This window comes from Pontibacter sp. T17, from assembly GCF_057219875.1.
In genome coordinates this window covers 91,042-110,075 of record NZ_JBXVVW010000001.1, presented here as the reverse complement: position 1 = coordinate 110,075, position 19,034 = coordinate 91,042, and the positions used below count along the sequence as shown (strand labels likewise).

16 protein-coding genes and 1 pseudogene are annotated in these 19,034 nt (G+C 54.7%); 16 read left to right on the top strand and 1 reads right to left on the bottom strand.

All coding sequences use genetic code 11. The annotated features are described in order from the left end of the window. The first annotated feature begins 104 nt into the window (after positions 1-104). From AC2D8O_RS00485 to AC2D8O_RS00420, 14 genes and pseudogenes are all read left to right on the top strand, one after another. On the top strand, positions 105-443 hold the full coding sequence (locus tag AC2D8O_RS00485; RefSeq protein WP_484676813.1) for a hypothetical protein: 339 nt from the start codon (positions 105-107) through the stop codon (positions 441-443). Between the two features lie 49 nt (positions 444-492). Beyond that, positions 493-1,494 (top strand): RHS repeat domain-containing protein, encoded by a 1,002-nt coding sequence (locus AC2D8O_RS00480; RefSeq protein WP_484678256.1) that lies wholly within the window; start codon positions 493-495, stop codon positions 1,492-1,494. A gap of 681 nt (positions 1,495-2,175) precedes the next feature. Continuing rightward, positions 2,176-2,526: an RHS repeat domain-containing protein gene (locus tag AC2D8O_RS00475; protein ID WP_484676812.1), complete on the top strand. Its 351-nt coding sequence runs from the start codon at positions 2,176-2,178 to the stop codon at positions 2,524-2,526. A 247-nt stretch (positions 2,527-2,773) separates the two neighbouring features. Then, entirely contained in the window at positions 2,774-3,166 is a 393-nt protein-coding gene (locus AC2D8O_RS00470) for a hypothetical protein (protein WP_484676811.1), read from the top strand. Between the two features lie 461 nt (positions 3,167-3,627). Further along, positions 3,628-4,413, top strand: a pseudogene (locus tag AC2D8O_RS00465) (hypothetical protein); the annotation flags it as partial. Positions 4,414-5,333: 920 nt separating this feature from the next. Continuing rightward, the gene (gene pseB / locus AC2D8O_RS00460) at positions 5,334-6,350 is read left to right on the top strand and encodes a UDP-N-acetylglucosamine 4,6-dehydratase (inverting) (RefSeq protein WP_484676810.1); all 1,017 of its coding nucleotides are present in this window, start codon (positions 5,334-5,336) and stop codon (positions 6,348-6,350) included. Positions 6,351-6,380: 30 nt separating this feature from the next. Further along, positions 6,381-7,550 carry a UDP-4-amino-4,6-dideoxy-N-acetyl-beta-L-altrosamine transaminase gene (pseC, locus tag AC2D8O_RS00455; RefSeq protein ID WP_484676809.1) on the top strand — a complete coding sequence of 390 codons (1,170 nt, stop codon included), beginning with the start codon at positions 6,381-6,383 and terminating at the stop codon, positions 7,548-7,550. 116 nt (positions 7,551-7,666) lie between these two features. Further along, positions 7,667-8,653 carry a PseG/SpsG family protein gene (locus AC2D8O_RS00450; RefSeq protein WP_484676808.1) on the top strand — a complete coding sequence of 329 codons (987 nt, stop codon included), beginning with the start codon at positions 7,667-7,669 and terminating at the stop codon, positions 8,651-8,653. After that, positions 8,650-9,246, top strand: a complete 597-nt coding sequence (locus tag AC2D8O_RS00445) for a formyltransferase family protein (RefSeq protein ID WP_484676807.1) — start codon at positions 8,650-8,652, stop codon at positions 9,244-9,246. The genes AC2D8O_RS00450 and AC2D8O_RS00445 overlap by 4 nt, the downstream gene beginning before the upstream one ends. Before the next feature lie 12 nt (positions 9,247-9,258). Further along, positions 9,259-10,305: a pseudaminic acid synthase gene (pseI, locus tag AC2D8O_RS00440; RefSeq protein ID WP_484676806.1), complete on the top strand. Its 1,047-nt coding sequence runs from the start codon at positions 9,259-9,261 to the stop codon at positions 10,303-10,305. 112 nt (positions 10,306-10,417) lie between these two features. Further along, a complete protein-coding gene (locus AC2D8O_RS00435; RefSeq protein WP_484676805.1) occupies positions 10,418-11,611 on the top strand; it encodes a hypothetical protein in 1,194 nt (397 codons plus the stop codon). A gap of 9 nt (positions 11,612-11,620) precedes the next feature. After that, positions 11,621-13,675 carry a tetratricopeptide repeat protein gene (locus tag AC2D8O_RS00430; protein WP_484676804.1) on the top strand — a complete coding sequence of 685 codons (2,055 nt, stop codon included), beginning with the start codon at positions 11,621-11,623 and terminating at the stop codon, positions 13,673-13,675. Then, complete coding sequence (locus tag AC2D8O_RS00425) at positions 13,656-14,843, top strand: glycosyltransferase (protein ID WP_484676803.1); 1,188 nt, start codon at positions 13,656-13,658, stop codon at positions 14,841-14,843. Before AC2D8O_RS00430 ends, AC2D8O_RS00425 begins: the two co-directional genes overlap by 20 nt. Continuing rightward, positions 14,830-15,906 carry a radical SAM/SPASM domain-containing protein gene (locus AC2D8O_RS00420; RefSeq protein ID WP_484676802.1) on the top strand — a complete coding sequence of 359 codons (1,077 nt, stop codon included), beginning with the start codon at positions 14,830-14,832 and terminating at the stop codon, positions 15,904-15,906. Before AC2D8O_RS00425 ends, AC2D8O_RS00420 begins: the two co-directional genes overlap by 14 nt. Here the strand turns inward: AC2D8O_RS00420 and AC2D8O_RS00415 are convergent. After that, the gene (locus AC2D8O_RS00415; RefSeq protein WP_484676801.1) at positions 15,884-16,819 is read right to left on the bottom strand and encodes an alpha/beta fold hydrolase; all 936 of its coding nucleotides are present in this window, start codon (positions 16,817-16,819) and stop codon (positions 15,884-15,886) included. The two genes, AC2D8O_RS00420 and AC2D8O_RS00415, sit on opposite strands and share 23 nt — an antisense overlap. 88 nt (positions 16,820-16,907) lie before the next feature. Between AC2D8O_RS00415 and rfbF the strand changes: the two genes are divergently transcribed. After that, on the top strand, positions 16,908-17,684 hold the full coding sequence (rfbF, locus tag AC2D8O_RS00410; RefSeq protein WP_484676800.1) for a glucose-1-phosphate cytidylyltransferase: 777 nt from the start codon (positions 16,908-16,910) through the stop codon (positions 17,682-17,684). A gap of 43 nt (positions 17,685-17,727) precedes the next feature. Beyond that, positions 17,728-19,029, top strand: a complete 1,302-nt coding sequence (locus tag AC2D8O_RS00405; protein ID WP_484676799.1) for a metal-dependent hydrolase family protein — start codon at positions 17,728-17,730, stop codon at positions 19,027-19,029. Positions 19,030-19,034: the final 5 nt, after the last annotated feature.

Genomic DNA, 19,034 nt, shown 5'->3' with positions numbered 1-19,034 from the left:
TTCTTTGCACGCGATTCCAGTTGCCTCAGCTCTTTAAATATCATACCAAATTGGAACAGCGTTGTTTAAGGCACAATACGATTACGAGGAAGTAATAAGAAAGTATGAAACACGTTGATATTAAAGATTTGGCAACTGTTATAGCAAGATACCTTGGTATTGACACTTCCTGCTTACATGAAGAGATTGCGATAAATCATGATCTTGATTTATGGGCGGATGATGGATATAATTTGATTTTGCACTTAAATAAGATTTACAAAATCAAATTGGAACCGACTTCGTTTCGCCTGTATCTGCTTGATGAATTCAGCATTGATATTCTATTTACACAGGTAGAAATAAAGTCAAAAGAAATACCTGAAGACCAGAAATACCCAGAACCACCGCTTACTTTACGAATTTTGTTAGATCAAATAAATAAGGAGCTGAATAAACTATAATTTTAATTAATCAATGTAAAATAGGATGAGCACTTCTCTAATGCCATAAATATGCGTCCTTCAGGGTGCATGGTTCCATAATTCGCCTCTGGCACCGCTGAACCACCCCGACTACTTCCCCTTCGGCTGGGGTATGCCGGGCCGCGACTTCGCCAGCCTGCTCTACCGCTACGGCTACCAGGGGCAGGAGAAAGACCCCGAAACGGGCTGGAACAACTTTGAGCTGCGCATGTACGATGGCCGCACCGCCCGGTGGATGACCATCGACCCCAAGAAGCAGTACGCCAGCCCCTACCTCGCCATGGGAAATAATCCTATCTTTAAGATATACATAGATGGAGGATACGCAACCCCATGCACCCTTATTCTGCCAGGCAGAAATTTTGGACCACCGCTTATTTACACTGGTAGAGGTAGTCTGTCTTATCAAGGCGATGATCCAGATATTATTATGGGAGTTGCAGCGTTGAACGATCTCATGAAAAGCCCAACAGCAAGTATTGCAATTGAGTTAGTTGCATCTTCCAGATTTATTTATGAATTCAAGATGTTACCAGAAATACTAAGAATGAGCGAAGGAAGCCGTTTCCAGCCACTCGAAATTGGTGGAATTAGGAGGCTTGGAGGAACAATATGGTGGAATCCTGATCGATCAATTGCAGAGGGTGAAAATGGACCTGTGGAAGTGACAATACCAGTACTAAATCCAGGAGACTTTAATAGCGAAAGCTTTAAGTGGCAAAGAGGTCTAGCGGCTCTTATTCATGAATTCTTTCATGCTTTTGAATATGAATATGGAATCTCTTATGGAAAACAAAGACATAAAAGCCGTGGTGGTGTCAGTTGGCGCGAATGGTATGCAACAGCTTATGAGAATAGAGTAAGGGCCGAATTAGGTTACCCTTTGCGAAGTCATTATGCGGCTTCTGCCGATGGATATGGAGCAGGGCCAAAAATGCTCATAAACAAGAAGGGCCCCGACGGATCTCGTTCGCTGTTTGAAGGCTGGTCTTACTATTTCAACAAGGTTTTGAGAAAGGTTGGGAATTAAATGTTTAAAATCATCCTTCTTTTTATAATTTCTGTTAATAGTTGCTTCGCTCAACTGGCAACGAGTCCTCTTTTCATTTCAAAAATAAAAGAATCCATTGATTCCATAGCACATGCCAGGCGTTTTGAGCTAATAGAATGCGGTGAAGAAAGCCGAAGGTTGATAAAATTTATCTCCCATATTAAGAAAAAGAGAGCAGAGTACTATCAGGTGATTCCTGATAGTATGTTTAATAAGCCTTTTTTCATTATTGAAATTCATCGACCAATAATTAAGTCAACTTATTTTAACTTGATTATCAAATCAGATTCATTCTACTATTATAGGGAAAATGGATATTTTTTGAGATTGAATAGCTATGATATGCAAGCTGTCATTCAGAAATGGTTGTTGGACTCGATTGATAATTTAAAAATGGAAAGCTTAGATCGTCTAGATCTTTGCGATTTCACGGTCTATGAGCGAAAGAGATTTTATGTAATTATATATATTGATCGGAGTAATAATCTTGTAAAAACATTTATTGGCTATCCGTAATATGGTGGTTTATATTCTCTATTTTTGGGGCTTGACTAGCCCTTGGAAACCTTATTTACGAAATTTGCAATGATGTCTGGTAAGGTGTTCACACCGTGGGACAATTAATAACCCGCAGGGCCTGCCAAGTTAGCCTTTACCCGCGTGAACACTTCTTTCAGCCTCCGGCCTCTCACGTTGCTGCCACTAGGCTGGGGCATGCCCGGCCGCGACTACGCCAGCCTGCTGTACCGCTACGGCTACCAGGGCCAGGAGAAAGACCCCGAAACGGGCTGGAACAACTTTGAGCTGCGCATGTACGATGGCCGCATCGCCCGCTGGATGACCTTCGACCCCAAGAAGCAATACGCCAGCCCCTACCTCGCCATGGGAAATAATCCTGTTTCAATAATAGACCCCGACGGAGGCAAAGATGGTAAGCCAGGATTTTTTCAAGACTATTTGCCTCTAAAGCCCAAAGAGAAGCATGGAAATTTGCAGAAAGTAAAGGTCTAGACCCGGCAACAGCCGTCATGGCTCATAGAAATGGACAATTCTCTGTAGAGTGGCACGATGCTAACAATGATATAAATGCTGCAATGTTTGGAAAAGCTTCACATAATCCTCAAACAGATGCGCGTAGTAAATACTTTACAAGGACAATTATGGCATACCAAGGCGGAGGTCTCTACACAATCGTATCCCCTATCTTCCTCCGGCACATGTTCCGGACGTATTCACAGTAGGCATAAGCGGCTCTTTCATGCTAAGCAATATCACTCCATATATACCATCTGGCATAAGTACAGCGGGCGGCATCTCATTTTCATTCAACACAAGACGTAGCGAATGGGCCACTTTCGTTAATACAGAAGAACGCTATGGACTTGATATGTATTCAATTGGTTTGACAACATCATTTACTAACTTTGCAGCAGTGAATGATGCTGCGAAACCTGTATGGGCCCAAATAATGGGGGGATCAGGCTATAACTGGAGCGCAGGTTATAGTTTTGCCTCTTTAGAATACTCTATGGGAATAGATGATAATGGTATCCCAAACTCTCACGGTATTGGTTTAGGGATAGGATTTAGTGTTTCGCCCTTCATTGGTAGCTTTTCATTTTCCAAAACTAACTCATCACAAATAAAATGAACTATTATAAATTTATATTTACACTTGTTGTAATTTTTTTATCCCACGGATGTATCAACTGTGAGTATTACACCTGGAACAAATACTATTATCCTGTAATAAATGGAAAAGTACATTCAGTTAAATACGAAAACTGGAAAAATGGCATAATGTGCCATAACGTTTATATTACAATGGGCGATGACAGGTCGACATTTTTAATAACATTTCGTGAAGGCGAAAATGGATATTTGCATTTTAATCCTCTTGATTCTGTAGAGAAAAAGGACTCATCATTTTTATTTATGATTTATAAACAAAATGGTGATACTGCTTTTTTTTCAGCTGATAGTTTCTGTAACATATATCAAAACAGAATATCTCGTAATAAATGATAGGGCTCAACTTGCTGTTTTGATGCGGGCATGATAGATTCACAGGGATTTGCTGAGTAGCCTAGACTAAATGAGCACCCCGAAACAGGCTGGAACAACTTTGAGCTGCGCATGTACGATGGCCGCACCGCCCGCTGGATGACCATTGACCCCAAGAAACAGTACGCCAGCCCGTATCTGGCCATGGGAAATAATCCTATCTTGAGGATAGATCCCGATGGGGGTAGCGACACTGATATCTACATTATTGACGAAAAGGGAGGCGTTGAAGTACTTAAGACTGATCATGACTACGATATCTTCCTATTTAGAAATTCTGATGGGTTTTTAGAGAGGATTGGTGATTTCTTCTGTAAACAACCTAATGGGTTCATTGAGATGCCAAGATCAATGCCCGGCTATCAACAAGTCCAAGCACTATCTAAGAACTACTTAGATCCTAGAAGTGCCGCAGCGTTCTTTGGCGCAACTAGGGAAATAAATCGGCGCCTTGGACTTACTGTTTTTATCAATCAGTTTAATACTAATGATGGGAAGCATTCTAATGTAGCGCTTAAAGCTATTGGTAAAGATGAAAACCAATTTTTGTATGGTTGTATTGATATTCAGTACATTGGAGGTCGTGTAGGCTCAGCTACTATCGATATGGAAAATTCGCAAGCAGTTATTGATATATTTTCGGAATATGGCTGGTTTGGTGCTTACAAAATTTTAACAGAAAATGTTGACTTCAATGGCCCGGCTTTTTCTGGTACTAATTGGGTTCCAGGCCTAAACACAGAAACGAATGTAAGATTTATGGAGCATAGAAGCCATTTCCACTTGCAGTTTGTTAATCCCAGTATATTCACCTTCAAAGTACTCGGTAAATGAAAAGACTTGTTTCACCAATATTTTTGCTCCTTCTTGTTGGTATCACTTCGTTTGATACGAGTAATAACAACCGTTTGTGTGAGCAAGTAGTGATAGAACCTCAATGCGTCGGATGGGTAAGCAATCAGAATGTAATGATTGATTCTTTATCAAAAATTGAATCAAAGTTTGATTCAATTCAGTGTTCTCTCTCGCTTATAAACTATCGTTTACTTTTTTCGGGTGCCCGTGATTCGTTATTGATTAGCAATCTTCAGCTACAATATAAAGAGAATAATATAATTGAAACTAAGTCAGAAACAATAATACTTACGGATAGCTTTATGCAAAGCACACTATTAAGTAATAAAGGAATTATATATTATATTTATTTCAAGAAACTGCGATCTACAACTTCTACGATTGAGATTCTTTCGGCATATCTGACAGTGAGTACCTCGGATGGGGACTCCTGTACTATTTCTGTTTACCCACGCAAGTAGAGTGAAGGCGGGGTTCTTAACTTTCCTTGTTCATCTTTTGATAAGTTGAAATTGGGTTCCGATTTATATTCTCCCACTGCACCCTCGGGGGCCTGCGGGGCAGGAGAAAGACCCCGAAATGGGGTGGAACAGCTTTGAGCTGCGCATGTACGATGGCCGTATCGCCCGCTGGATGACCATCGACCCCAAGAAACAGTATGCCAGCCCCGACGGCTTTCGCACCAGTTCCAATGATGGTGTTGCTGCAAAGTGCTCAAAACGATCGTACTGTCAGCGTTTATCCGCCTTCAGTCTCTCGTGTTGCTTCCACCAGGGTAGGGGGCAGGGCCGTTTCAGTACCTTGTCTGTGCAGGCGCAGGGTAAACTTCGCCGTCGCGCAGGCCCCCTCCCAAAAAATCTCTCTACCTTTACGCCGTCTTCGCGTATAACCTAACTAACATGTTCGATAACAAGTCGATTCTCGTTACCGGTGGCACTGGCTCCTTCGGCAAGAAATTCATCGGTACCATCCTTCAGAAGCATCCCGAAGTACGTCGGATCATCGTCTTCAGCCGCGACGAACTCAAGCAGTTCGAGATGCAGCAGGTGTTCTCGCCCTCTCAATACCCCCAGATTCGGTATTTCATTGGCGACGTCCGCGATGCTCAGCGGGTGTACCGGGCGCTCGAGGGTGTCGATTATGTTGTCCATGCGGCAGCCCTGAAGCAGGTCCCTGCTGCCGAATACAACCCTTTCGAGTGCATCAAGACCAACGTGCTGGGTGCCCAGAACATCATCGAGGCGGCAATCGAACAGAATGTGAAACGTGTGGTAGCACTCTCCACCGACAAGGCTGCTGCGCCTATCAACCTCTACGGTGCCACCAAACTCTGTTCCGATAAGCTGTTTACTGCGGCCAACAACATCAAGGGCCACCGCGAAATGAGCTTTTCCGTTGTGCGCTATGGCAACGTTATCGGCTCACGCGGTTCTGTAGTGCCCTTCTTCCTGAAGCAGCGCAAAGAGGGTGTGCTTCCTATTACCCATGCTGATATGACCCGCTTCAACATCTCACTCGATGAAGGGGTCGACCTCGTGATGCATGCCCTGCATAACGCCTGGGGTGGCGAGCTCTATGTACCCAAACTGCCCAGTTACAAGGTAACCGACATGGCCACTGCCATTGCGCCCAATGTTGAGCAGCGGGTTGTCGGTATCCGTCCCGGCGAAAAACTCCACGAGGAGATGATTACCGAAACTGACTCTCTCAATACTGTCGAGTTCGACAAGCATTACGTCATTTGCCCCACCACCTCGCTCTGGTCCAAGGAAGAACTCATGCGCGAGTTCAAAGGCAAAGAAGTACCGTTTGGGTTCAAGTACAATAGCGGCACCAACACCGACTGGCTGTCCGTAGAGCAGCTCCGCGAGCAGATTCGCCTCCACGTCGATCCCAGCTTCCAGCCCCTCGTCTAAGCATACTACCGTCTCTTTCCGAACCAGAACATGACTACGGTATCCAGTATTGCCACTCCCATCCCCTACGGACGGCAAACCATCACCCAGGCCGATATCGAAGCAGTTACGGAAGCCCTTCAGTCAGACTTCATGACGCAGGGGCCACGTGTTGCTGCTTTTGAGAAGGCATTTGCCGAGTATGTAGGTGCGCCCTATGCGGTGGCTTTGGCCAATGGAACAGCGGCACTCCACCTCTGTGCCCTGGCGCTGGATATCAAGCCGGGTACACGCGTCATCACTACGCCCAATACCTTTGTGGCCAGTGCCAACTGTGTTCGGTATTGCGGGGGCGAGGTGGATTTCGCCGATATCGACCCGGAAACGTTCTGCCTGGACATCAAGGCAGTGCGCAAGAAACTGGAAGCCGCTCCCAAGGGGCACTACCACGGCCTCATCCCGGTTGACTTCGCGGGCTACCCCGTGGACCTTAAGCAGTGGCGCGAGCTGGCCGATGAGTTTGGCCTCTGGATTATTGAGGATGCCTGCCACGCCCCTGGAGCTGTCAGTCAGTCGCACCGAGCTGGCGATGGTAAGTACGCCGACCTGGCCATTTTCTCCTTTCACCCGGTCAAGCACATTGCTACGGGCGAGGGTGGAATGATCACCACCGCGCGGAAAGACCTCTACGATAAGCTGCAACTGCTGCGTACCCATGGCATCACCAAGGACCCCAACCTTCTGGAGGAAAACCACGGAGGCTGGTACTATGAGATGCAGACGCTGGGCTACAACTACCGTATCACCGATCTGCAGTGTGCGCTGGGTCTGTCTCAACTGAACCGCGCTGACGAAGGGCTTGCCCGACGTCAGCAGATAGCCGATCGCTATACGGCGGCTTTTGCCGGGAACGCAGCCATCGCGGCCCCCAGGGTTGTAAAGGGGGTGCAGCACGCATACCACCTGTATGTCATTCAGGTAGCAGACCGTAAAGGGCTGTACGACCACCTGAAGGCGCATGGCATTTTCGCTCAGGTCCATTACATCCCCGTGCATCTGCAACCCTATTATCGGCAGTTTGGCTGGAAGCCTGGCGACATGCCCCATGCGGAGGCATACTACGCCCGCTGTCTGTCTCTGCCCATGTATCCAGCCCTTACCGACGAGCAGCAGCAGTACGTAATCGATACGGTGCTGGCTTTCGTAAGTCAAGGCCGCTAGGGCTGCCGTTTTTCTTGGGAATCATTCTTTCAGAAAGCAATCGGGCAAGACTCCCTGGCGGTTGTCGGTGTAGTCTTTCCAAATACCCCTCATCCAGTGTGTAGCTGGTTATGCAAATGAAAAAGGCCGTTATCCTTACTGAGGCTACCTCAAAAACCGGATTGGGCCATTTGGCCCGCTGCCGTTCGCTGCAGGCTGCCTTTGAATCAATTGGCGTCAGCTGTCAGATTTGGCTCAACAGCGATGACGCTGTCAAAGAGCAGAATGGCGAAGCCTTTATCGTGCACCGCAACTGGCTGTCGGATAATGGCCTTTCCGAAGTCGTGGATACGCCTGTCGTGGTAGTGGATAGCTACCTCGTCAGCGATGACAGCCTCCGGAAGCTGGCACAGCAGGTAGAGACTATTGCTTTTCTGGACGACACCATCCGGATGGACTATGGGCGTGGTGCAGTCATCAATGGCGCCCCCGGAGCTGATAAACTTCCGTATCCCCAGAACGACAAGCTGAACTATCTGCTGGGCAAGGACTACACGCTCTTCAGACCCGAGTTTCAGCCAGCCTACCAGCATCCAACGTCTGGCCAGATCGAGCAGATTCTCGTTACTTTCGGTGGCGACGATCCCCGTGGCCTGATTCCGGGCACGCTCCAGTTGCTCAACAGGAAATACCCCAACGCCCGGAAGATTGTTATCGCCGGGCCGGGCTTCAGTAAATCTGCCTCGGTACGCGAAGTCGCGGATGCCCATACCCAACTGCGGCTGGGTGTTTCAGCCCAGGAAGTCCGCCAGCTGATGGAAGCCAGTGATGTGGCAATTTCCGCCGCCGGGCAGACACTTCAGGAGCTTTCAAAAATGGGCGTTCCCACTATCGCAGTCGGTATCGTTGACAATCAACTGCACATAGCTAACGGCTTGGCCGCTGAAGGTGCAGTTGTTTACGGGGGCTGGTGGCAGGACCCCGCATTGTTCGAGCATCTCTCCCAGGCGCTCGATAGCCTGGAATCGCAGGCGGCGCGTGCGGCACTCAGCCGTAAGGCCGAGGCTGTTTTTGACGGCTTGGGAGCTCTGAGAGTCGCTAAAACCCTGTCTGGCGTGGTATGAGAATCCTGTTCCTGACAAACAACAATGCTTCCCTCCGGCTGGCCGAATGGCTCGTGCAGACCGAAGGACCCGTAGTTACCGTATGGGGAGAGCCTTTGTCTGAAGAGTTTCTGGCAGGCCTTCAGCCAGACTGGATCATCTCATACAACTACAAGCACATGATCCGCGAATGGGTGTTGAATGCCTATCCCCAACGGGTCATCAACCTTCACACCTCTTTTCTGCCATACAACCGTGGTGCCGACCCCAATCTCTGGAGTGTCATCGAGGGTACACCAGCTGGTGTTTCCATTCATCTGGTTGACAAGGGCTTGGACACTGGCATGATTCTGCTGCAACGCAAGGTTGCATTCGACTTGGAGCGTGAGACGCTGGCCAGTTCCTATAAGGCGCTCCAGGAAGAAATTCAGGCGCTCTTCATGGAAAACTGGCGTGCAATCAAGTCTGGCGAAATTGTGCCTCAGCCTCAGGTTGGCACACCTACCTATCATCGGCGGGCACATTTGGAGCCATATCGGCCTATTTTAGACCAGTATGGCTATGACATCACGCTGGCCGAATTCCGGAATCGCATCGCTACTTTGAATCTCTAACTGCCTTCGCCCATGTTCAACATAGGTCACCATACCATCAGCCCAGACCACCGGCCCTTCATCATCGCCGAAATGTCGGGTAACCATAACCAGAGCCTGGACCGCGCCCTGGCCATTGTGGAGGCTGCCGCCAAGGCAGGTGTGCATGCCCTCAAGCTGCAAACCTACACCGCCGACACCATTACCATGAATGCCCGTGGCGGGTGGTTCGAAATCAGTGACCCCAATTCCCTGTGGGCAGGCAAAAATCTGTATCAGCTGTATCAGGAAGCCTACACCCCTTGGGAATGGCATAAGCCTATTTTCGACCGCGCCAAGGAACTCGGCATGGTAGCGTTCAGCTCCCCCTTCGATGAAACCTCGGTCGATTTCCTGGAGAGTCTGGATGTGCCAGCATACAAGGTGGCTTCTTTCGAGAACACGCACCATCCCATGCTGCGACGGATTGCCGCCACGGGGAAGCCTGTCATCCTTTCTACCGGCGTCTCTTCACTTTCTGATATCGACGAAGCTGTCCGCGTGCTGCGCGAAGCTGGCTGCCAGAATCTGGTGCTTCTCAAAACTACCAGCACCTATCCGGCTACACCCGAAAACACCAACCTGCGCACCATCCCGGTGCTGGCACAGGCGTTCGGCACTACCGTTGGCCTCTCTGATCACACGATGGGGATTGGCGCGGCAGTAGCTGCTGTAGCGCTGGGCGCCCGTGTTATCGAGAAGCACTTCACCCTCCGTCGTGCCGACGGTGGCGTTGATAGTGCGTTCTCTCTTGAACCTGAGGAAATGGCAGCTCTCGTTACTGAAACCGAGCGTGCCTTTCTGGCGCTGGGCCGCGTGCAGTTTGGCGTTCAGAAAGCCGAGGAGAAAAGCCTCATTTTCAAGCGCTCAGTATACGTTACGAAGGACATTGCGGAAGGCGAGCTGTTCACTGCTGAGAACATCCGCGTCATTCGCCCCGGCGACGGCATGCCCCCCAAGTATTACGACCGTCTCCTGGGCCGCAAGGCGCCTCGCGCCCTAAAGGCGGGCACTCCGCTCAACTGGGACGCTGTCCTTTGAGTGCGCCCTCCTCTTATCATCGCGGGTAGCCGGGATTAACCAGCCCTGGTTTTTTCACTTTGTTAGGATATACCCTTGCGTACCACCTGAGGCTAACTTCCTATCTTGTGGGGTGTTACATGCCTCTTCCGTCCAGTATCTCCGTACTGCTCGCCTGCTGCTGCTCGCGCTGGTATGGTTAGTAGTCGCTGTTTCGGGTTATGCCCGGCAGGGCAAAGCCGCTTACACGCAGGGCAAGGCCGCCTATGACGCCGGCCAGTACAGCCAGGCAATGCCCCTGTTTCAGCAGGCGGTGCAGGACCCTGCCTACGCCGCCAAGGGTAACTACATGCTGGCGCTCTGCTACCGTAAGCAGGGCGGCTGTGATAAAGCGGCGGTTTACTTTAAGAGAGCCCTGACTGCCGACCCCAATGCTGGCGGCGCCAGTTCGGCTGCCAAGTTCGATGAGAAGCTGGCCGAGTGTAAGCTGACCCGCGCTGGGCTGGCGCAGGTAGCCGACGCGGGCATTGCCGCCACCCCGGCCGATGCGCAGGTGGTGCCCGCGGTGGCAGGCGACGTCTTTCTGCAGGAATATGTGGTGCAGCTGGCCAATGGCGTCACCGTGGTAGATCTGTCGGGCCAGTTGGCTCCCGGCGAGCGCGAGCAGTTGCAGGCACACCTGCAGAAGGCGGGCACGTATCTCGACCGGGTTCTGCTCCTCGCCATCGTGCCCGCATCTTCGGCTGAAGACCTTCAGCAGCTGGCGCAGAAACTCGCAGCCCCTCTCACAGGCAACCCCAAACCCATAGTGCTGGTAGAGCGCGAAGGCGTACTCGCACTGTCCGAACAGGTAGAGGGCCTGTCGCAGGCGCTGTCGGCTGCCAGTGCAGCCCGCCTTAAGCGCGATGCCTCCGGTACCGTCAACTACCGCGCCCTTACCGCCGCACTCGATACCGTGCAACCACCCGAAGCCCCACTGTCACCCTGGGTCTGGAGCGGCCCTGGGCTGGGGCTGCTGGCTGTTTTGCTGATCGCCCTGGTCGTGCGAAATCGAAAGCGGAAAGCACAGGCTTTACTCGACGAAGCCAGCCGACGACAGTATCTCGAGAGTGAGCTGCGAACCATTCACGACGTTCTCTTCAATGACGAACTCTGGGCCACCTACAGCGCCAAGCATGATGCTGCCGCTGTTGAGCGCGTGAGACTCTCCTGGCAACTCGAGTACTCAGGCCTCACCAAAAGCCCTGATGCCATCGCTATTCGCGACCTTAAAGAGAAAATCCGCAAGCTGGAGCTCAGCCCCACTGCCGTATTCACCGATAACTGACCTGCCCTCATGCTCTTCTGGATTGTTGCCGCTGTCATTGCCGTGGGGTTGTCTGCCATGTTATGGTGGTCGGCGAGGCCACGCCCGTTTGTCAACACCGAGGCCCATCGCCAGCATGCTGCGCTCGAAGGTCAGCGGCGCTTTCTCACCAACGAAGATTTCTGGAAGAAGGCCGCCAAAAAGGGCAACGCAGAAGTTGCCGTCAAGCGTCGCGCCAGGCTCATTGCCGAGTTCAACCACCTGAAGGCCAGGCAACTCACCTCGGCTGCCCCACTTCTGGAAATCACCAATTTCCTCAAACGCCTCGACCGCATCCGACAGAACCCCGGGAAGTTCCTGCGAGCAGTCGTTTGGTTGGCCCTCCCGCTAATGGCGCTTACTGTTCAGGCCCAGGACCTCTCTACTGCCGACAGAACCGCAGCTGAACAGCTCCTCACAGCGGGTAACACTGCCTACGAGGCCAAAGCCTATTCCACCGCGCAGGAGAAGTATCAGGCCCTGCTTGCACAGTATCCCAACTACAAGCGTGCAGTGGTAGCCTACAAGGCTGGCCTGGCTGCCGCCAAACAGAAGAACCACTCCAAGGCACGTGAGTTCTACACCATAGCCTATCAGGCCGACCCTGCTACCGGCGGCGCTTCGTCGCTGGCCAAATTCACAGGCAAAATCCGCGAGAGCGGCCTCGCCCTCTCCGATCTGCGCGCTGCTGGCGACAACACATCGGTAAAGCCTGAAGCAGCGGTCAGTGCCGTTGATGCGCCCCCGCTCACTGAAGCCGAAAAAGCCGCCGCCGAGAAGCTGCTCTCCGCAGCCAACAGCCAGTATTCAGCCAAAAGCTATGCGTCGGCGCTTACCCAGTACGAGGAACTGCTTGCCCGCTACCGGGGCTACAAAACGGCGGTTGTGGCCTACAAGGCGGGCCTCACCGCTGCCAAGCTGAAAGACTGTACCCGTGCTGCCGGGTTTTACCGCCAGGCTTTCGCTGCTGACCCCGCCACAGGGGGGGCCTCGTCGCTCTCCAAGTTTGAGGAAAAGCTCTCAGAGTGCGGTCTCTCCTGGGCCGATGTGCGGGACGTAAACATGGCGGCTGATCAGGCGGCAGAGGGCGTGCCGGATGCTGCCGAAACCTACGCCGAGGCACTGCCTGAAGCGCCTTCTACCTTCGATCTCATCTGGACGACCCTTGGGGCCATTCCGGTTGGTCTGATCGCGGGGTTTCTGCTGTATACCTTCGGCATTCAGTTTTTTACGGTCAAGACCAAAGAGCAGTACCTGCGCCATTGCCGCGACATCAGTTCCGACAACAGCCTCTGGGATCAGCTGAGGAAAACGCATGGCCCACAGTCTGCCGATCAGCTTCGTGAACTCTGGGTACGTGCCGTCAGTGCGGTGTCTGCTGGGGATACCAACCAGCGGCCTGAGCATCTCTATGGCTTGGGCCTCAAGCTCAAGGCCGATGCGTCGGGCTTTTTCGACGATAGCCATTATGGTTCAGATCGCAGTCTGCTTTGGGGCTTTCAGCGTCACAGCCCGCTCTGCTTCTTCGAGGGCATTGCTGCCGATGTCGACGCCAAACCCCCAGCCGTGATACAACTGCGCCATCCCGGGGGCTACGAGCGCCTCGTGTGGGCCACTCCCCAGATGCTGCGAAAAGCCCAGCAGGGCGCTAAACTCAAGGTTCGCATGCATCAGGTGGCAGAGCGCTGGACCCACTGGAGCAACGACCCCGACTACTTCGATCCCATCGGCAGTGCCGAACGCAACCGCGCCCTGCAGTTGCAGTACTATGGCGAACCCCGTTTCGTAGACCTGCAGAAATGCGCTGAAGTTTTCGTCGGTTCTTCAGAGTTCTACATACCCCCGCCAGCTGACGCCATCCCCCAGGCTGTGGTAGAAGTGCTGGGGCCTGTGGCCCAGGAAACTGGCTTTGAACCTGCTACCGAGCCCAAAGACACTGCCCGCACTGGCGACTATGACGATGGGGGCGATACCCTCATCATCGTCGACAGCATGACGGGCGACCGCTCTTACCGCGACAGTGAGTATGCTCCCGAACGCAGCTGATCCTTCGTCTTTCAGCTGGGGACAGGTGCGGCCGCGGGTGCTCTTTTATGCAGTGAATGGGGTAGGGCTGGGCCATCTCACGCGCCTGTTGGCGCTGTGTCAGGCCCTCAGGGCCGAATGCCCACAGCTGGAGCCCCTGTTTCTCACCACCTCTGATGCCGACAACCTCCTCACACGCTACGGAATACCGTACGTGCACCTACCCAGCAAGACTGCTGCCGGCGGAACACTGCTTACATATCGACGATTGGGCCGGCTATACAGTGCCTTGGTCAACCCGCTCTATGACCAGTGGCAGCCCCACATGCTGGTGGTAGACACCCTCGTCACCGGCTCGCTCCACGATCTGCTCAATATCCTGCGCTTCGGCAACGCCTTCAAGGTGTATGTGCACCGCGCCCGAAAGCCCGATGCCTACGATCAGGGTACCGTGCAGGCCCAGCGTTTCTACGACCTAGTAGTCACTCCCCACTACCGCGACAGCGAGCTCATTCCCATGCCCGTTGGCTTCGACGTGCCCCTGTACTGGAGCGGCCCGCTCTTTTTTCAGGATGATACCCCCGCCGACTCTCGCGAGGCCATCCGCGCTCGTCTCGGCATCGCCCCCACAGACCACCTCCTGCTGCTCACCCTCGGTGGCGGTGGCGATCCCGCCATTGCTACGCTGTTGCAAAGCCTGCAACCGCTGCTGGCCCAGCGTCCTGGCCTCAAAGTGCTGTTTGCCCAGGGGCCACTGGCCCGCACGGCGCCCCCAGCCTGGTGTCAGGCCATTCAGGACTTCCCGGCCAGCAGCCTGCTGCCTGCTGTAGACATGGCTATTTCCGCAGCGGGCTACAACTCCTTCCACGAACTGCTGCACTACGGCGTACCCACACTGTTTCTGCCCCAGCCCCGTGGCTACGACGACCAGCTGGCCCGTGCGGCCCGCGCAGCCGCTGTCGGGGCTGCCCTGTGTGTGCCACCTGCACCCGACGGCCAACCTGCCCCACAGCAGCTGGCTCAGGAAGTAGCGCGCCTCCTCTCCGATGCCTCCCTGCGCGACAGTCTGGCGCTGGGTGCCCGCAACTATGTGCCTGTAAACCATGCCCGCGAGGCTGCCCGCGTGCTGCTTTCGCAGCTGCACACACGTCTCTTCCCGGTAGATGTTCCCGCCGATGAAGAAGACTAACGCCACCGCTGACCGCAATTCACGGCTCGAGGCCCACCGCAACCAGTCGCAGCCTGCCGTCGGCCCCGAGAGTATCGGCCTCGTGCTCACAAACGCCTGCAACCTCAACTGCATCACCTGCTGGAGCTACTCGCCCCTGTTGGCGGCACAGCCGGGTATCCAGTGGAAGCGCCAGCAGATAGACCCCGACATCGTCCTGCGCCTCATCGAAGATGCCGCCGACCTTCGCGTGCGGCGCTTCATCCTCACTGGCGGCGGCGACCCCCTCGTCTATCCCCATTTCGACATGATGGTGCGGGCCATGCACCTGCGCGGCATCAAGGTCACGCTCATCAGCAACCTCACCCTCGTCCGCGACCCCGGAGCCTTCCTCGACCTCGGCATCGAGACACTGCAGGTCAACTACTCCGCCGCCGACGAAGCCAGCTACCTCGCGTTTCATCCCAACCGCAAACCTGCCGACTTCCATCAGCTCGAGCAGCTGCTTACCCGCCTCAGCCAAACACCCAGCGAGCTCAAACTCGTCTGCGTCGTCTGCCAGACCAACGCCCATCTCCTCCCGCAGCTCATCCAGAAGGCCAGCGCCTGGAAGGCCTCCATTCAGTTCAAACTCATGAGCATCGCGCCGGGCACCGAGCAGGTTTCTGTCACCCCGGCCCAGCATCTTGCCTTGCAACAGCAGTTGCCAGCCCTTCAGCAGCAGGCCGCCAGTCTGGGCGTCCCCACCAACCTCGCCGCTTTTGCCCTGCAACTCCAGGGCGCCGACCGCTTTTCCTTCCCCATTGATGCCGTAGGCTGCTATGCAGGCTATTTCTATGCCCGCGTACGGGCCGATGCCTCTGTCGCCTTTTGCTGTAACAGCGCGCCCGAACTCGTGGTAGGTTCGCTCCGCGAAAAGCCCTTCAGCGACTGGTGGTTCGACGACGCCTGGCAGCACTTGCGCCAACAGCTCCACGACGGCCACTATGTGCACGGCTGCGACCGCTGCGGCAAGTTCGACCTCAATTTCCGCCTAGCCCAGCTCGAGGGCCGCCTGACGGTCACTCCGCCAGAAACACCTTGATGCGCGTGTCGCGCGCTGGGTGGGGGGCCAGTATCACGCCGTAGTGGTTCACCCCCTCTACCCTGAAGGCCTCCGACTGCGGCAACATTGCTTGCATCTCTCGCACCAGTTCGTTGGGCAGTATGTCGTCGCCCGGTTGCACATTGTGCCGCCCGGCCTGTAGTATCAGCACTGGCGCCTGTACATCGGCATACGGCATGCGGCGGGTAAACGCCAGCCGCGCTTTCACATAGCGGCTTTTTGCTGCCAGCCGCCACAGCGCCCGCCACGGATTGATGGACCCGCCCTGCGCCTGAAACTCTGCTTCTATCACCCGCTTGGGTACACAGCAGCGCACACGCCCGCCGGGCAGTTCTTCCATTTCGTAGCGGTAATACCGGTCCAGCACCTCGTTCCAGTTCTGCGGGCCACCCACGTTCTGCTTCATCTGGTTCAGGTACGCTTCAGCCGACGGAAACACCACATCCAGCCGGGCCAGTGCAGGCCGTATCGCCTGTATGGCTTTTGCGCTCTGGCTGAACCGAATCACCCCGCCGCCATCGGCTAGCACCACTTTCTGCACCTTTTCAGGGTATTTCGCCGCCAGCCGTATCGCTATCACTGCCCCTAGCGAATGCCCCAACAGCAGGACCCGACCCAGCTCCAGCGCGTCTATTACCGCAGCGGCATCGTCGGCATGTACTTCGGTGCCATAGGGACCCTCGGGCTTGTCGCTGCGGCCACGGCCACGCAGGTCCATGCCCCACACGTCGTACCCCTCGGCCTGTAGCATTTCCGCGATGCTCAGCCAGCTGATGTGGCTGGCCGTCAGCCCGTGCAGGCAAAATACCTTGGGACCGGCGCCCGGCCAGTGCCCTACGCCAAACGTCAGGCCACGGGCCGTTACAGTTTCGAGATGATAGGGGAGTGCCATTGCCCCAATTTAGCAGCCCAGCCTGCCGCGCTACCGCGTTCCACCTTTTTCCTGTAGTTTCGGGCTGTTTTTCAGGAAAATCGCCCGCATGAAAGTTGTCCTGTTCGCCGGAGGAAAAGGCACCCGCATCAGCGAGGAAAGCCACCTGCGCCCCAAGCCCATGATCGAGATTGGGGGGCACCCTATTCTCTGGCATATCATGAAGATTTACGCCGCACAGGGCTTCAACGAGTTCGTGGTCTGCCTCGGCTACAAAGGCTATCAGATCAAGGAGTTCTTCATCAACTACTTCCTGCACGCCGCCGACCTCACCGTCGACCTCGCCACCAATCAGGTGCAGGTGCACGGCAACCGCAGCGAAAACTTCAAGGTAACGCTCGTCGATACGGGCCTGGAAACCCAGACCGCTGGCCGCCTCAAGCGCGTGCGCGAATACCTCGGCAACGAGCCCTTCTTCCTCACCTACGGCGATGGCGTAGCCAACGTAGACCTCAAGGCCCTGCTGGCCCATCACAAGGCACATGGCAAGGCTGCCACCCTTACGGCCATTCAGCCGGGCTCGCGATTCGGCGTGCTGGACGTCCAGGCCAATGGCAGCATCAGCGCCTTCCGTGAAAAGCCCGCCGACGACGGTGCCTGGATCAACGGCGGCTTCTTTGTGCTGGAGCCCTCCATCTTCGACTACATCCCCACCGAAGCCGACGACGAGCCCTGGGAGCGCCGCCCCCTCGAGGCTTTGGCCAAGGCAGGTCAGCTCTCAGCCTACAAGCACAACGGCTTCTGGAAATGCATGGACACCGTCCGCGACCGTCAGGAGCTGGAAGCCCTCTGGGAGTCCGGCCATGCCGACTGGAAGCTGTGGTAACAGCGGCACTTGCAGCCCTGCCCGCCACTTCCTAGCTTGAGGAATGCCCCATCCTTTCCGCTTCCCTCTGCTGGCCCTGCTGGCATGCTGTCTGCTGGCGCTTTCCGCGCAGGCGCAGCGTACCCTTGTCTATGCCGGCACCCTCATTGATGGTACCGATGCCCCGCCTCGCCGCGAAGTCACCATCGTCATCGAGAATGGCCGTTTCAGCGCCATCGAGCGTGGCTACATTGCCGCCCAGCCGTCCGACCGCATCATTGACCTAAAGGGCAGCTGGGTCATGCCTGGCTTCATCGACTGCCATACCCACCTCACCAGCCAGACCGAGCGCGGCGAGAACCTCTCGGCCTTCCGCGACTATCCCGCCGACAAGGCCCTGAAGTCGCTCAAATACCTTCGTACTACCCTAATGGCAGGCTTCACCACCGTGCGCGACCTTGGCGCTGGCGAGGGCGTAGACCTCTCCCTGCGCGAGGCTGTCAACCGCGGTGATATCATCGGCCCTCGCATGTTCGTCGCAGGCAAAAGCCTGGCCGTGCTCGGTGGCCATGCCGACCCCACCAACTCCTTCCGCGAAGACATCCTCCACGTGCCTACCGAAACCGAAGGCGTCACCAACGGCGTGGAATCCGCCCGCCGGGCGGCCCTGCTTGCCATCAAACGCGGCGCCGACGTAATCAAAATCACCGCAACAGCGGGCGTTCTCTCCAAGACCCAATACGGGGCGGGCGCCCAGTTTACAGAAGAGGAAATCAAGGTCATTGTAGCCACTGCCCGCGATTTCGGCCTGCGTGTAGCCGCTCACGCCCACGGTGCCGAGGGCATGAAGCGCGCCATCCGGGCGGGTGTTGCCAGCATTGAACACGGCACCCTGCTCGACGACGAAGCCATTGCCCTCATGAAGCAGTATGGCACCTGGCTGGTACCTACCCTCACCGCGGGCCGCTCCACCGCCGACAGCGCCCGCATTCCCGGCTACTACTATCCCGCCGTCGCCGCCAAAATCGCCCAGATATCTCCCCGTGGCATGGAGTCCTTTGCCCGCGCCTACAAAGCTGGGGTGAAAATCGCTTTCGGTACAGATGCCGGGGTGTTTCGCCACGGCGAAAATGCCTGGGAGTTCATCTACATGGTGCAGGCAGGCATGCCTGCCGCTGATGCCATCCGCTGCGCCACCCGCAATGCTGCTCAGTTGCTGGGCAAAGAAGACTTGCTGGGCACAGTGCAGCCTGGCCGCTTCGCCGATCTGGTTGCCGTCCCCTCCGACCCCCTCGCCGATATCTCCGTGCTGCGTCGTATCACCTTCGTCATGAAAGACGGTGTCGTATACAAGGGTGGTCAATAACCTGT

Bases quoted from the DNA above. Each gene is read 5' to 3' on its own strand.
- AC2D8O_RS00425 (WP_484676803.1), top strand. From the start codon at position 13,656: ATGCTCCCGAACGCAGCTGATCCTTCGTCTTTCAGCTGGGGACAGGTG.
- pseI (WP_484676806.1), top strand. From the start codon at position 9,259: ATGTTCAACATAGGTCACCATACCATCAGCCCAGACCACCGGCCCTTC.
- AC2D8O_RS00420 (WP_484676802.1), top strand. From the start codon at position 14,830: ATGAAGAAGACTAACGCCACCGCTGACCGCAATTCACGGCTCGAGGCC.
- AC2D8O_RS00430 (WP_484676804.1), top strand. From the start codon at position 11,621: ATGCTCTTCTGGATTGTTGCCGCTGTCATTGCCGTGGGGTTGTCTGCC.
- AC2D8O_RS00415 (WP_484676801.1), bottom strand. From the start codon at position 16,819: ATGGCACTCCCCTATCATCTCGAAACTGTAACGGCCCGTGGCCTGACG.
- AC2D8O_RS00485 (WP_484676813.1), top strand. From the start codon at position 105: ATGAAACACGTTGATATTAAAGATTTGGCAACTGTTATAGCAAGATAC.
- pseC (WP_484676809.1), top strand. From the start codon at position 6,381: ATGACTACGGTATCCAGTATTGCCACTCCCATCCCCTACGGACGGCAA.
- AC2D8O_RS00405 (WP_484676799.1), top strand. From the start codon at position 17,728: ATGCCCCATCCTTTCCGCTTCCCTCTGCTGGCCCTGCTGGCATGCTGT.
- AC2D8O_RS00445 (WP_484676807.1), top strand. From the start codon at position 8,650: ATGAGAATCCTGTTCCTGACAAACAACAATGCTTCCCTCCGGCTGGCC.
- AC2D8O_RS00470 (WP_484676811.1), top strand. From the start codon at position 2,774: ATGCTAAGCAATATCACTCCATATATACCATCTGGCATAAGTACAGCG.
- pseB (WP_484676810.1), top strand. From the start codon at position 5,334: ATGTTCGATAACAAGTCGATTCTCGTTACCGGTGGCACTGGCTCCTTC.
- AC2D8O_RS00450 (WP_484676808.1), top strand. From the start codon at position 7,667: ATGAAAAAGGCCGTTATCCTTACTGAGGCTACCTCAAAAACCGGATTG.
- rfbF (WP_484676800.1), top strand. From the start codon at position 16,908: ATGAAAGTTGTCCTGTTCGCCGGAGGAAAAGGCACCCGCATCAGCGAG.